The organism is Streptomyces changchenzhani (genome assembly GCF_039766235.1).
GTDB lineage: Bacteria > Actinomycetota > Actinomycetes > Streptomycetales > Streptomycetaceae > Streptomyces.
On sequence record NZ_JBDHNH010000010.1, the window covers coordinates 257751 to 271262 of the forward strand.

The 13512-nt window shown below is 72.6% G+C and carries 13 protein-coding genes and 1 pseudogene; 5 read left to right on the top strand and 9 right to left on the bottom strand.

The window, feature by feature from the left end; genetic code table 11:
- The first annotated feature begins 56 nt into the window (after window positions 1-56).
- Window positions 57-1289, top strand: a complete 1233-nt coding sequence (locus ABCR94_RS29655; RefSeq protein ID WP_347123454.1) for a PLP-dependent cysteine synthase family protein — start codon at window positions 57-59, stop codon at window positions 1287-1289.
- Complete coding sequence (locus ABCR94_RS29660) at window positions 1286-2578, top strand: MDR family MFS transporter (protein WP_347123455.1); 1293 nt, start codon at window positions 1286-1288, stop codon at window positions 2576-2578. Before ABCR94_RS29655 ends, ABCR94_RS29660 begins: the two co-directional genes overlap by 4 nt.
- Window positions 2579-2625: 47 nt before the next feature.
- Here the strand turns inward: ABCR94_RS29660 and ABCR94_RS29665 are convergent, their stop codons facing one another.
- Complete coding sequence (locus ABCR94_RS29665) at window positions 2626-3360, bottom strand: SDR family NAD(P)-dependent oxidoreductase (protein WP_347123457.1); 735 nt, start codon at window positions 3358-3360, stop codon at window positions 2626-2628.
- Window positions 3361-3567: 207 nt separating this feature from the next.
- Window positions 3568-4047, bottom strand: coding sequence for a nucleotide triphosphate diphosphatase NUDT15 (locus tag ABCR94_RS29670; protein WP_347123459.1), 480 nt, complete (start codon window positions 4045-4047; stop codon window positions 3568-3570).
- Between the two features lie 122 nt (window positions 4048-4169).
- Between ABCR94_RS29670 and ABCR94_RS29675 the strand changes: the two are divergent.
- Window positions 4170-4789 (top strand): annotated as a pseudogene (locus ABCR94_RS29675) (HdeD family acid-resistance protein).
- On the opposite strand, the gene ABCR94_RS29680 reads toward ABCR94_RS29675, so the two are convergent.
- The 3 genes from ABCR94_RS29680 to ABCR94_RS29690 form a co-directional block, all read right to left on the bottom strand.
- Window positions 4786-6882, bottom strand: coding sequence for a phage holin family protein (locus tag ABCR94_RS29680; RefSeq protein ID WP_347123461.1), 2097 nt, complete (start codon window positions 6880-6882; stop codon window positions 4786-4788). The pseudogene ABCR94_RS29675 and the gene ABCR94_RS29680 sit on opposite strands and share 4 nt — an antisense overlap.
- Before the next feature lie 135 nt (window positions 6883-7017).
- Complete coding sequence (locus ABCR94_RS29685; RefSeq protein ID WP_347123463.1) at window positions 7018-7422, bottom strand: hypothetical protein; 405 nt, start codon at window positions 7420-7422, stop codon at window positions 7018-7020.
- A 69-nt stretch (window positions 7423-7491) separates the two neighbouring features.
- On the bottom strand, window positions 7492-7632 hold the full coding sequence (locus tag ABCR94_RS29690; protein ID WP_347123465.1) for a hypothetical protein: 141 nt from the start codon (window positions 7630-7632) through the stop codon (window positions 7492-7494).
- Window positions 7633-7776: 144 nt separating this feature from the next.
- Between ABCR94_RS29690 and ABCR94_RS29695 the strand changes: the two genes are divergently transcribed.
- Window positions 7777-8550 carry an MBL fold metallo-hydrolase gene (locus tag ABCR94_RS29695; RefSeq protein WP_347123467.1) on the top strand — a complete coding sequence of 258 codons (774 nt, stop codon included), beginning with the start codon at window positions 7777-7779 and terminating at the stop codon, window positions 8548-8550.
- On the top strand, window positions 8547-9167 hold the full coding sequence (locus ABCR94_RS29700; RefSeq protein WP_347123469.1) for a DedA family protein: 621 nt from the start codon (window positions 8547-8549) through the stop codon (window positions 9165-9167). Before ABCR94_RS29695 ends, ABCR94_RS29700 begins: the two co-directional genes overlap by 4 nt.
- On the opposite strand, the gene ABCR94_RS29705 is transcribed toward ABCR94_RS29700, so the two are convergent.
- From ABCR94_RS29705 to ABCR94_RS29720, 4 genes are all read right to left on the bottom strand, one after another.
- On the bottom strand, window positions 9115-10233 hold the full coding sequence (locus ABCR94_RS29705) for an MBL fold metallo-hydrolase (protein ID WP_347123471.1): 1119 nt from the start codon (window positions 10231-10233) through the stop codon (window positions 9115-9117). The two genes, ABCR94_RS29700 and ABCR94_RS29705, sit on opposite strands and share 53 nt — an antisense overlap.
- A gap of 41 nt (window positions 10234-10274) precedes the next feature.
- Window positions 10275-11492, bottom strand: a complete 1218-nt coding sequence (locus ABCR94_RS29710) for an aminotransferase class I/II-fold pyridoxal phosphate-dependent enzyme (protein WP_347123472.1) — start codon at window positions 11490-11492, stop codon at window positions 10275-10277.
- A gap of 336 nt (window positions 11493-11828) precedes the next feature.
- The gene (locus tag ABCR94_RS29715) at window positions 11829-12626 is read right to left on the bottom strand and encodes an RNA polymerase sigma factor SigF (protein ID WP_347123474.1); all 798 of its coding nucleotides are present in this window, start codon (window positions 12624-12626) and stop codon (window positions 11829-11831) included.
- A gap of 308 nt (window positions 12627-12934) precedes the next feature.
- Window positions 12935-13510 carry a TIGR03086 family metal-binding protein gene (locus ABCR94_RS29720; RefSeq protein ID WP_347123476.1) on the bottom strand — a complete coding sequence of 192 codons (576 nt, stop codon included), beginning with the start codon at window positions 13508-13510 and terminating at the stop codon, window positions 12935-12937.
- Between the last annotated feature and the right edge of the window lie 2 nt (window positions 13511-13512).

Consider the following 13512-nt stretch of genomic DNA (forward strand, 5'->3'; position numbering starts at 1 on the left):
GCAGGGGTGAGCCGCTGTCGTACGGCGTTCTTCTCCCTGACCAGAAAGCAGTCACGATGCACCAGCATTCCGCCGACCTGCTCTCCCGCGGTGTCGGCCGCTCACTCGCCGCCGCGGTCGGCAACACTCCTGTCGTCTGGGTCTCGGACCCTCTCACACCTCCCGGACGCGGATTCTGGGCCAAACTCGAAGGCTTCAACCCCGGTGGTCTCAAGGACCGTCCGGCCCTCCACATGGTCGCCGAGGCGCGCGCACGCGGTGAGCTGAAGCCGGGCGCCGAGATCGTGGAGTCCACCAGCGGCACCTTCGGCCTCGGACTCGCGCTCGCCGGGAAGGTCCACGGCCACCCCGTCACCGTGGTCACCGACCCGGGTCTGGAACCGGACATGCACCGACTGCTGTGCGCCCAGGGCGCCGAGGTCGACGTGGTCACCACCCCGCATCCGGTGGGCGGTTGGCAGGAGGCCAGGCGGCTGCGGGTGCACGCGCTGCTGGCCGAGCGGCCCGGGGCGTGGTGCCCGGACCAGTACGCCAATCCGGACAATGTCGACGCGTACGCCCCGCTGGCCCATGAACTGTCCGCCCGGCTCGGCGCGATCGACGTCCTGGTCGTCAGCGTCGGCACCGGCGGGCACTCCGCGGGCATCAGCCGGGTACTGCGCACGCTCGCCCCGCACCTGCGGGTCATCGGCGTGGACGCCACCGGCTCCACGATCTTCGGCCAGCCCGCCAGGTCGCGCCTGATGCGCGGCCTGGGCAGCAGCATCCATCCGCGCAACGTCGCCTACGAGCAGTTCGCCGAGGTGCACTGGGTCGCACCCGCCGAGGCCGTGTGGACCTGCCGCAGGCTCGCGGGATCCCACTACGTCTCGGGTGGCTGGAGCGTGGGGGCGGTGGCGCTCGTCGCCAGCTGGGTCGCTCGTACGTACCCCTTGGGCACCAGCATCGCGGCGGTCTTCCCGGACGGCCCGCACCGCTATTTGTCGACCGTCTACAACGACGACTACTGCCGCGAACACGACCTGCTCGGCGGGCGGCCCGCCGACGCACCGGACGAGATCGGCCACCCGTCGGAGCGCGAGGCCGTCCGCTGGACGCGGTGCCGCCGTGTCCTCGCGCCCGCCCAGGAGATCGCCGCGCCCGACCGTGAAGTCCGCCCGCCCGTACGGGCGATCGCCGCATCCGTACCGGAGATCAGCGCATCCGTACGGGAGATCGCCCTATCCGTACCGGAGGCTGGCGCATCCGCACCGGGGGCCACCGCACCCGTACCGGAGGTCGGCCGATGACCGCCGGTGTCCTAGCCCAGGTGCGGTCCTACGACCGCAGTGTCCAGCTGCTGCTGCTCAATCAGTTCACCATCAACCTGGGCTTCTACATGCTGATGCCCTTCCTCGCCCAGCACCTGTCCGGGCGGCTCGCCCTGACCGGCTGGCTGGTCGGGCTGATCCTGGGCATGCGCAACTTCAGCCAGCAGGGCATGTTCCTCCTCGGCGGCACCCTCGCCGACCGCTTCGGCTACAAGCCGCTGATCGTGGCCGGCTGCGTCCTGCGCACCGTCGCCTTCGCCGCCCTCGGTCTGGTCGACTCGGTCCCGGGTCTGCTGGCCGCCTCGGCGGCCACCGGCTTCGCGGGAGCCCTGTTCAACCCGGCGGTACGCGCCTACCTGGCCCGTGACGCGGGTGAGCGGCGCGTCGAGGCCTTCGCCCTGTTCAACATCTTCTACCAGGCGGGCATTCTGGCGGGGCCCCTCATCGGGCTCGCCCTGACCCGCGTCGACTTCAAGCTGACCTGCCTGGTGTCGGCGGCGGTCTTCGCCGTCCTGACCGTGGTGCAGGTGCGCGCCCTGCCGCAGGCCCGCGGGGACTCCGGCGACGCGGGCGCCAAGCGCGAGAGCATCGGCCGGCAGTGGCGTCAGGTGCTGGCCAACCGGCCGTTCCTGCTCTTCGCCGCCTCGATGACCGGCTCGTACGTGCTGTCCTTCCAGGTCTATCTCGCGCTGCCGATGGCGCTGCGCGACGCGGCCCCCGACGAGACGGCCGCGACGATCGGTACGAGCACCCTGTTCGCCGTCTCCGGGCTGGCCACCATCCTCGGACAGACCCGCGTCACCGCCTGGTGCAGAAGGCACTGGACGTCCGACCGGGCCATCAGTGTCGGCCTGGCGCTGATGGGCGCGGCCTTCCTGCCGCTCCTGCTGCCCGTACCGGCCGCGGGGACCGGCCGCCTGATCGGCGCCATGGCGCCCGCGGTGCTCTGCGGGCTACTGCTGGCCGTGGCCACGATGATCATCTACCCCTTCGAGATGGACACCATCGTCACCCTCGCCCAGGAGCGGCTCGTCGCCACCCACTACGGGCTGTACAACACCATCTGCGGGGTCGGTATCACCGCGGGCAATCTCCTGACCGGCGCGGCCCTGGACGCGTCCCACCGCATCGGCGTACCGGCCCTCCCCTGGCTCTCGCTGACCGTCCTGGGGCTGGCCTGCGCGGGCGCGATCCACCTTCTGTCGCGCAGGGGAAGCCTCGCGGCGACGCCCAAGAGCCCGGCCGCGTCACTGGCCGGGCGGGGCTAGGCGTGAGTGTGGGGACGTACTGTGTACGTCCCCACACGCGCGGCGTCCTACATGCCGCCCGCGACGCGCATGATGGTGCCCGTCGCGTAGGAGGCGTCGGCGGACAGCAGCCAGGACACCGCCCCGGCGATCTCCTCGGGCTGCCCCGAGCGCCCCATGGGGATGGTGGTCGCAAGCTTCGCGGGGCGCTCCGGATCCTCATGGAACTCGGTCCAGATGACGCCAGGGGCAACGCAGTTGACCCGGATGCCGTCGGCGGCCACCTCCTTGGACAGCCCGACCGTCATGGTGTCCACCGCGGCCTTGGCTGCGGCGTAGTGGACGTACTGGCCGGGGCTGCCGAGGGTGGCCGCGGCCGACGAGACGTTGACGATCGCCCCGCCGCCCGTGCGAGTCAGGTCCCGCACGGCCCGGCGCGCGCACAGCAGGTATCCCAGGACGTTGACCTCCAGCGCCCGGCGCATTCCCTCGGCGTCGGCGTCGGCCAGCCGCCCGTTGGGGCCGCTCACTCCGGCGTTGTTGACCAAGCCGGTGACCGGACCAAGAGCCGCGGCGGCGTCGAAGAGAGCATCGACGGAGGCCTCGTCGGCCGTGTCCACGGCTACGGTGACACAGCGGCGTCCCGCGCCACGGACGTCGGCGGCCACCGCCTCGGCCGCGGAGGTGTCGGAGCGGTAGCCGATGACCACGTCGTGGCCGTCGGCGGCCAGCCGCCGGCAGATGGCGGCTCCGATGCCGCGGCTTCCTCCGGTGACGACGGTGACTCGCTGGTGCTCACTCACTGCGGATTCCTCACGACGGGACAATGTAGCGGCGACGACATGGCGGCATGGCGATGGGCGACCGCCCCGGCGAAGTCACCGGAGTCGTAAGCGCCGAGTGTCGGGTAGAAGTCGGCGCCCATGTGGCCCGTCCCCTCCTCAGGCCGGGGAAGCGGACGCCCAATTCCCTTCCGCGTCAAGGCAGTTGCCGGATCGGCGCGGGGCCGCTCAGCGGTGTGCGGGGTAGCAGTGCGACGCGTCGCGCGGCAGGTCCAACTCGGGCCGCCAGGACCGCAGAACGGCTGCGGACGGTGCGAAGAGCCGCTGCGGCAGCTCGCCACCGTCGAACCACTGCCACCGCACGATCTTGTCCGGCTCAGTGACGCGCGGCGCGCCCGCCGCGCTCCGCAGCACCGCCGCGGCGGAGACCCGGGTGACGCCCCCGACGCCGTCGAGCAGTACGGCGACGATGCGTACCGCACCGGCGTCGGCGCGCAGCGAGGTCTCCTCGGCGAGCTCGCGCACGGCGGCCTCCTCGAAGCTCTCGCCGGGGTCGACCTTGCCGCCCGGCAGCTCCCAGCGGCCGTCATGCCCGAGGCCGAGCAGGATCCGGCCCTGCCCGTCGGTGACGACGACGCCGACGCCGGTGAGGCCGTTCGGCGTGGGGGCGGCCCGTTCGGGGCGTTCGGCCGTGGGCTGCGCCGTCATGGGGATCCTCCTGGGGTGGTCACGGACCCTGGCAGGGTAAACGCAACGCCCCCACGCGCCCCACGCCCCTCCGACGGCTGCCTGCGGTGGCGGGAGCGCCGGGGGCGACCGCAGAGTTGACCATGAGCAACCAGCCGAACGACACCGTCCGCCCCGACGACACCGTCCCGCCGCCTCTGGGCTCGATGGTCCGCCTCGCGCACAGCGCCTGGCAGGCCGTACTCCTCGCGGGGGTCGCCACCCTCGTCCTTGGCGTCCTGGTCCTCGTCTGGCCGGGCGCTTCGCTGCTCGCCGTCGGTGTGCTCTTCGGCGTCTATCTGCTGGTCAGCGGTGTGCTCCAGCTGGCGGCGGCCTTCGGTACGCATGTGTCGACCGCGCTGCGGGTGATGGCCTTCATCAGCGGCGCCCTGTCCATCCTGCTGGGCCTGTTCTGCTTCCGCGGAGCCATGCAGTCGATCCTCCTGCTGGCGCTGTGGGTCGGTATCGGCTGGCTGTTCCGGGGCATCACCCAGGTCGTGTGGCCGGGGTGTCCGACGAGTCGATGCCCGCCCGCGGCTGGCAGGTCTGCCTCGGGGTGGTCAGCGCCCTGGCCGGAATCGTGCTGATCGTGTCGCCGCTGGAGTCGGTGGCCGTCCTGACGGTTGTCGGCGGCTGCTGGCTGCTGGCCCTCGGCGTGATCGAGATCGTGACGGCCTTCCAGGTGCGCGCACGGGCGAAGCACCTGGCACCGCACACTCCCTAGGGGATGTCGTGCACGGCGCGCTCCTCGCGCCGGGGACCCTCCGTGGCCGGCACCGGCACCTGCGGGCCCTGGCATTCGCGCAGCCAGCGCCGCAGCACCCGGTGGACCTGCTCCGCGCCGATCAGTTCGTGCCCCTCGGCGACCGGCCGGGAGAGCGTGAACGGTGACAGCAGGAAGGGCCGCCCCTGCTCGCCCCCGAGACCGCCGTGCGAGCCGATCTGCTCCTCGAAGGCGTGCACCCGGCCGCTGACCGGGTCGTGCCAGGAGTTGACCATGATGTCGGCCACGTGCGGGAAACCGTCCGTCCGCCGTACGGCGTCGGCGGCGCCGGGGCCGAAGACCGCCAGCGGTCCGGTGTCCCCCACACCCGGGTCGTCGAGCCGCAGCCGCGCGCCGTTCGCGCCAAGTACCAGAGTGCCGAACTCCTCGCTGCGTACGAGCAGGAAGCCGATGCCCGGGTGGTTGGCGAGGGTGCTCAGCAGCGCGGGGTGCAGCCGGTCGATCTGCTCGGAGGTCGCCCGGCCCCCGATGTCGGGGAAGGAGATCAAACCCAGATTGCCCGAGGCGAGCACCACCGGGTCGGTGGTGGGCCCGGTCTGGTCCTCCCCGCCCTCGGCCGGCGGCCGATGCAGTGCGATCCGGACCGCGTCACGCGCCTCCGCGCCGCTCCTGCTGCGCGCGGCCCCGCGCGGCACGGGCAGCCCGCAGCCGGCCCGGACGAGGTCGGCCAGGGTCAGCCCGTAGGCGCCCGCGAAGGTCTCGCCGGGGCTCTGCCCGTGGTCGGAGAGCAGCACGATCCGGTACGCGCGGGGGGTGCGTTCGGCGAGCTTGGCGATCAGCGCGAGCGAGCGGTCGAGCCGCTCCAGGACCTTCCGCGCGTCCGGGCTGTGCGGCCCGGAGTGGTGCGCCACCTCGTCGTACCCGACAAGGTCGGCGTAGACGGCGGTGCGTCCGACGAGCATGTCGCCGAGCACCGCGGCGACCACCACGTCCCGCTCGACGACGGTCGCGAAGGCCCGGATGAAGGGGTAGAGGCCGCCCCGCTTGATCCGCGGTGTGTCACCGCGCAGACGGGCGCGGGTGGACTGGCCGATCTCGCGGCAGACCTCGGCGACGAAGGACATCGCGGTACGCACGGTGTTGGCCGGGTCGGAGAAGTAGGTGAAGTAGCCGGCCCGGGAGCGGTTGGACTTGCCGCGTCTGGCCGCGATGGACAGTACGAGGGCAAGTTGGTCGGCGCCGCCGCTGAAGAGGTTGCCGCGGCTCGCGCCGTCGAAGGTGAGCAGTCCGCCGTCCTTGGTGCGCTCGATCGCACGGCGCTGCATGCGGGCGGCGCTCGCCGGGCGGCTGGAGACCAGGATCTCGCCGGTCTCCTTCTCGTACCAGCGGAAGGCGGGGACGTCGTGGTTGGAGCCGTGCAGGATGCCGAGCTGGCTGGCGCCGGTCTGGCTGGACCAGTCGGTGCGCCAGGGGATGAGCCGGTGCGTGGGTTCGGGGCCGTCCAGCCAGTGCGTGACGGTGGGCATCAGGCCCGCGGCGGCGGCCCGCAGCAGCACGTCGTGGCCCACGCCGTCGAGTTGCAGGAAAAGGGTGCCGGGCAGCCCGGTGCGCCCGTCGTCCCCGCCCTGCCTGCGCCGGCGGCGCTCCGCGAGCCGGGAGATCCGGTGCCGGTAGGCGTCGTCGTCGCGGACCGTGAGCGCGCCGGACGTCGCTGATGCGACGGCGGACATGACCGCGGCGACGACCACCGCGGTTTCCGGGGCAGACTCGCCGCGCCCGTCGGGGATGAGGCGAAGCGCGATCAGCAGCAGTGAGCCGTTCAGGAAGAACACCAGCACGCCCAGGACCAGCGCGGGGACGAGCAGCAGCGCCCGTACGGCCAGCGGCCAGACCAGTGCGCCGAGCAGACCGAAGGCGCCCGCGCCCCAGACCGCGGTGAGCGCGATCCTGGTGATGCTGTCGTCGTTGTCGGCCTTGAGCTGGAAGTCCGGCAGGATTCCGGCCAGCGCCAGCATCGTCAGCGTGGAGACCGCCCACACCGCGATCACCCGCAGGAGAGTTCCGCCCGCTCTACGCCATCGCCCTGCGCGCACGCCTTTGCCACCTCATGAGGTCCCCGGACCGCACCTGCGGCCCCGGCTCCCAGCCTGGCACAACCGGCCGCGCGGCCCGGCCCTTCCGCGCCGGTGCGCGGGCGCGGCCAGGGGCGCGGCGTCGGGTACCCGGGTTCAGCAGCCGTCGTAACCGGCCGTCGGCATCGACAGCCTGCGGTGGACGCTGGCCTTCATGGCCGCGTCGTACGCCGGTTCGTCGAGGCCCGCGGTCTCCAGGCGGATGCCTCTGCGCTCGCACTCCGCGGAGAACTCCCGCACCGACCTCAAGGCCCTCGCCAGCACACGCTCGTTGGGTGCGACGAACAGGTCCACGGTGCCCGCGTCGACGTCCGTCCACAGTCCGCAGTGGTCGGGGCGCATCCCGTAGAAGACCAACTGCCGTGTGACGACGTAGCCCTTGTCGGCGGCCCAGCGCGCACACATCGCCTGCTGGCTGCGGGTGTCCACCAGGAAGGGATCCAGGTCAAGCTCTTCAAGCGGAGTCAGGCTCGCGATGGCCGCCACTCGTACCTCGTCCATGCCGGGCCCCTCCGTGCTAGCTGTCGCCGCAGACCCTACTCCGATCGGGCCGCCGGGAGGAGGCGCGCATCACGGCGGGGAGGAGTAGCCGCAGGAGTGGCAGATCCGCCAGCCGTCCTGCGTGATGGCGAGGACTCCCCCGCAGCGCGGGCAGTCCTCCGCATACGCGGCCCAGTACAGCGAAGCCCAGTACAGCGAGTACGTGGCCAAGGCGTCGTCCCCCTGTCATTTCCCGATGGCTACCCAAAGCCTTCATGAGCAGACTCCGCGGGCGCGGTCCGCCGGGTGCGCCCAGGGACTTCCGGCGCCGGGCCTTAGGCTCTTACCGGACAACCGACAGCGAGGAGGCAGTTCGTGCCGGTGGAGATCACCTGGTGGGGTCATGCCACCTGCACGGTCGAGGACTCCGGGGTCAGGGTGCTGACCGACCCGCTCTTCGCCCGGCGCCTCGCACATCTTCGGCGCAGGCGCGGCGCGGTGCCGCCGCCCGCCGCGGCCGAGGCGGACGCCGTGCTCGTGTCGCATCTGCACTCCGACCATCTGCATCTGCCTTCGCTGGCGCGGCTCGCGCCCGGTACCCGGCTGATCGTGCCGCGCGGCGCCCCGCGGGCCGTGCCCGGACTGCGCAGGCTCTCCGCGCTGCACATCACCGAGGTCGACGCGGGGGACGAAGTACGGGTGAAGGACCTGCGGGTACGGGCCGTTCCCGCACTGCACGACGGGCGGCGACTGCCGATGGGGCCGCACCGGGCCCCCGCGCTGGGCTTCGTCATCACCGGTGAGGCGCGTACGTACTTCGCCGGGGACACCGGGCTCTTCGACACGATGGCCGACGCGGTGGGCCCCGTCGATGTGGCGCTGCTGCCGGTCGGCGGCTGGGGCCCCTATCTCGGGCAGGGGCACCTGGACGCGGGGCGGGCGGCGCAGGCGCTCGCCCGGATCTCGCCGCACTCCGCGGTGCCGGTGCACTACGGCACGTACTGGCCGATCGGGATGGACGGCGTCCGGCCGCACGAGTTCCACGCGCCTGGCGAAGAGTTCGTGCGGCAGGCGGCCCGGCTCGCGCCGGAGGTCGCGGTGCACCGGCTCGCGCACGGCGAGAGTGTCCGGCCGGAGGCCGCACGGTGATCCTCGAACTGGTGGACGGGGTGCCGACGGAGTCGACCCAGCAGGCGATCGGCTATCCGGCGCTGTTCGCGCTGGTGACCTTGGGGTCGCTGGTGCCCGTGGTGCCGACGGGGGCGCTGGTGAGTACGGCCGCGGTGGTGGCGTTCCACCAGACCGACCCGATCGCACTGCTGATCGTCTTCCTGGTGGCGGCGTCCGCCGCCTTCCTCGGGGACCTCGGCCTGTACTGGCTGGGGGTGCGCGGGGTTCGTTCCAAGAACGGTTCGCGCCGGCTGGAGGCGCTGCGCAGGCGGGTTTCCCCGGAACACCTCGAACAGGCGCAGCGCAAGCTGGACGAGCACCGGTCGATGGTCCTCGTGCTGTCCCGGTTGATGCCGGCCGGGCGGATCCCGGTGATGCTGGCGTGCCTGCTCGGCAGGATGCCGATGCGGCGGTTCGCCCGCGGCGACATCCCGGCCTGCCTCGCGTGGGCGGCGGCGTACCAGCTGATCGGCATCCTGGGCGGCACGCTCTTCGCGGAGCCATGGGAAGGCGTGGTCGCGGTGGTGGCGCTGACGCTGCTGATCAGCGGGGTGCCTTCGCTGTGGCGCAGGATGCGGCCGGCTCAATCGGCGTAGGGGCGTCGTGCTCCGCCGTGAGGATCCGCGATCCCCCGACCGGCAGGTCCCACAGTTGTTCGCGGGGGCGGCCCGTCTCCTCCCAGGCGGTACGCACCCGGGTCAGCGGTTCGAGTACCGGCTCGGCGGACAGCAGGAAGGTCCCCCAGTGCATGGGGGCCATGCGCAGTGCCCCGAGGTCCTCGCAGGCCCGCACGGCCTCCTCCGGATCCGCGTGTACGTCGCTCAGCCACCAGCGCGGGTTGTACGCGCCGATCGGGAGCAGCGCCAGGTCGATTCCCGGATGGCGGGCGCCGATCTCCTTGAACCAGTGCCCGTAGCCGGTGTCGCCGGCGAAGTAGATCCGCTGCCCCTGCTGGTCGCTCAGCACCCAGCCGCCCCACAGGGAGCGGCAGGTGTCGAGGAGGGAGCGCTTGCTCCAGTGGTGGGCGGGGACGAAGTCGAAACGGACGCCGCCCAGTTCCGCGGCTTCCCACCAGTCGAGCTCGGTGACTCTGCTGAAGCCCCGGCGCCGGCACCAGCGGGCCAGGCCCGCCGGGACGAAGAGCGGGGTGTCGCGCGGGAGTCTTTTGAGGGTGGGTGCGTCCAGGTGGTCGTAGTGGTTGTGGCTGATGACCACCGCGTCAATGTGCGGCAGGTCCTCCCAGGGGACACCGACGGGGGTGACGCGGGCCGGGGTGCCGAGGATCCGACGGGACCAGACGGGGTCGGTGAGGACCGTGAGCCCGCCGATACGGACCACCCAGCTGGCGTGGCCCGCCCAGGTGACGGCGGCCGTCGTCACGTCGGCGGCGGGCAACGGGCCCGGCTCGTACGGCAGCAGGCCGACATCGCGGAGGCCTTCGGGTCCCGGCCGCATGGTCCCCTCGCGGGCCAGCCGGGCGAAGGCCCTGACGCCCGGGAGCGGGGCGGTGAGACGGTCGGCGAAGGAGCGGGGCCAGCGGCGGAACTCGCCGAGGGGGCGGGGCGGGGCCGCCCGGTCGGGGGTGGCCAGGGGGCCGGGACCGCCGGGAACACCGAAAGTGCCGGGGGCCGTGCGGGAGCTCTCGGTCTGCTGTTCCGTCATCGAGGTTGCTCCGTTTCGGTGGCGTGCGCCGGCTCAGTGGATCATCGAAGTTCGTCGAAAGCCGATCCGAGAATGCTCAACGCTCGTGCCACGTGCGGCAATTCCAGCGGCTCAGCTGCTGTGAGGGACTCCATACGCTGCTCCGGCGTTGCCCCGAGCAGCCCGGCGGTCGCGATCCGCACGCGCAGCGCGCTCATTTCGTCGCCGAAGCGGTGGCCGCCGGGCACCGGACCACCGAGGCGGGCGCTCAGGTGGTCCTCAAGGTCCATCGAGTCGGTGACGCCCCGCGCAGCGAGGCCCGCCCTCAACGGGCCGAGGTCGACGTACAGGTGACGGCCCGCCTGCGGGGGGCGCGCGAGCGCGCCGGATGCCAGGACGGCGCGGTGCGCGGCGCCGGCCACGCGCGCGTGCAGCGCGGTCGCGGCCACGGTCCTGGCGGTGACCGGCTGCGGTTCGCCCAGTGCGTACGCCGCAGCCTCGGCGACCGGGCCCGTCACGGCGGCGCCGAGCGCGGTGAGGATGTCGAGGGTTCTGGCGCGCAGGTCCGCGCCGTACCCGGTGAGGGGGAAACGGGCGACGGCGACCGGCCAGGCCGCGGGGGTGTGGGCGCCGGCCAGGTCGACGAGGACGGTGACCTGGCCGGGGTACATCTCGGCGGGGCTCAGGAACACCGACTGGTGCGGCCGGTGCACGGTGTCGCCCCACGTCTCGTCGCTGACGATGTGCAGACCCTCGGACGCCGCGGCCTCGCAGACCTCGTGCACGACTTCGGGCGGGGCGACGGTGGCGGTCGGGTCGTCGGGCAGACACAGCAGCAGCAGCTTCGGATCGCCACCCTCGGCGCGGACCCGCCGCACGGTCTCCAGGAGTGCGTACGGGTCGGGTACGCCGCCGCACTCCGCCGGGGTCGGCACATGGTAGGCGGGCCGCCCCAGGGTCCGCGCCTGCGGCACCCACCAGGCCGGGCAGGGGCGCGGCATCAGGACGTCGCCGCCGCACGCGGCCAGCAGCGCGGCCAGCAACGGCTGGGCGCCGGGCGCGGCGGCCACGCACCCCGCGTCGCCGTGCAGCCCGCGCCGCTCCCAGTACCCGGCGGCCGCCGCGCGCAGGGCGGGTCCCCCGCCGGGCGGCTCGGCCTCGGTCCGCCCTGCCGCGGCGGCGAGTACCGCGGCCAGCTCGGGCAGTACCGGCAGTCCGGGCTCGGGGGCGGGCGGCCCGTAGCGGACGGGTCCGCGACCTGCCGGGGCCGTCCGTTGCATCGCCGCCACCTCCACCGCTCCGGCCCGGGACGACCGGCCCACTGATCCGCTGGGAACATCTGCCCGGCTCCCGTGCCCTTTACCGGCTCCAATGCCCTTTATACGGAGGTTCGTCGCGTCGCGCTTCCCCGGACGGCCGCCCGGAGCACGTCCCGGCGGCTCTCCGGGCAGCTCTCCGACCGGTCGGGCCTGCCGGGATCCCCGGCCCGCCGGGCATCGGCGGCACGGTCGGGCCCGTACAGGGAGTCCTCACTCTCTTCCGTACGGGCCCGCGGCGTGCGTTGTCGATGGCGGAGGGTCAGGTCATGGACTGATGTCCCGCCATGCGGCCCATTACTATGCGGCTTCCCTCAGGGCCTGATCGCGCAGTTGGGTACAGCAGCGGCTGATCAGCCGGGAGACATGCATCTGCGAGAGGCCCAGGTCCTCGGCGATGCGGCTCTGTGTCATGTCACGGAAGAACCGCATATAGAGGATCTGCTTCTCCCGCTCGGGGAGCCTGCTCAGGCCGGGCTTGACTGACTCGCGGTCGACGATGACGTCGAGCGCCGGGTCGGTGCCGCCGAGTGCGTCGCTGAGCGAGTACCCGTCCTCGGTGCCGGGAAGTACGGCGTCGAGGGACAGCGCGGTGAACGAGTCGAGCGCTTCGAGGCCGGCGACGGCCTCCTCCTCGGTCATCCCGGCCTGCGCGGCGATCTCCGCGATGGTGGGGGCGCTGCCGGACGCGGACGCGGTCTGGGACAACTCCTGGTGGGCGGTGCGGACCCGGTTACGGAGGTCCTGGACACGGCGCGGCACATGGAGCGTCCACATGTGGTCGCGGAAGTGCCGCTTGATCTCCCCGGTGATGGTCGGCACCGCGAAACTCTCGAAGGCCGAGCCGTGCTGCGGGTCGTACCGGTCGACAGCTTTGACGAGGCCGAGCGCCGCCACCTGGCGCAGGTCCTCAAGGGCCTCGCCGCGGTTGCGGAACCGGCCCGCGAGACGGTCGGCCATGGGGAGCCAGGCGTTCATGATCTCCTGCCGCACGGCGCTGCGCTCGGCCCCGTCGGGGAGAGTCGTCAGCAGCCGGAAGGCGTCCGCCGTGTCGGGGGCGTCGTCATGCGGGTGTTTCCCCTGCGTAGGTGTAGGCATCTTCGTTGCAACTCCCTGAACGGTGCAGACGATGGGTGTCACCGTGGGGAGGGAGGCACGACGGGCCTTCGAGTTCAGGCCCCGAGGTGTCCGGGCACTGTTCGTGACACGCCCGGAGCACAATCTGCCGCTCCCACGGACGTGCCTCCGGTCCGAAGCACACGAGTCGCCTGCCCGGCCACCGGGGGGCCAAACAAAGCCGGGCGGCACAGGCCGTTTCCGCCGGCTCTCATCTGGTACTCGGTCAGATGGTGCCGGGAATCCCCGCGCACCCCCGGCCCCTTGGGGGGTGTCCGGTCGGACACCGCCTAGACACTGCGCCCCAGCAGGGCGAGGAGCTTGGTCTGGGCGTCGGCCCCGGCGGGCGGTTCCACTGCGGCGCCGAACAGCCCGGTCTTCTCCAGGTCCGCCGAGTACGGCCCGAATTCCCGCACCGTGAAGCTCACCAGTTCGTCCGGCAGCCGCTCGTCGGCGCCGATCGCCCGGGACAGGTCCCAGGCGTGCACCACCGCGTCGGCGACCATCTGCGAACAGTAGGCGGCGGCCGTGCTCTCCCCGTACGACAGCCTCACCCGCCGCTCCAGGGCGCCCGGTTCCGCGAACGCGGCGCGGGCACCCGCCGCCGCCCGGTCCCAGGCGGCCACCGGGTCCTCGCCCAGCACGTCACCGTCGAAGGTGTCACCGATCTCGGTGACCGTGCGCTGCCCGGTCACCAGCTCGGGCACCCAGAGCTGCTCCTCGGTGAGGTGGCGCACCAGGTCACGTACCGACCAGTCGGTGCAGGGGGTGGGCGCCTGCCATTGGTCCCGGCGTACCGCGTGCACCCGGTCGGTGAAGAACGCGAGCGCCTGCTCATGGCGCGTAAGGAGGGGGTTCGAATCCATGG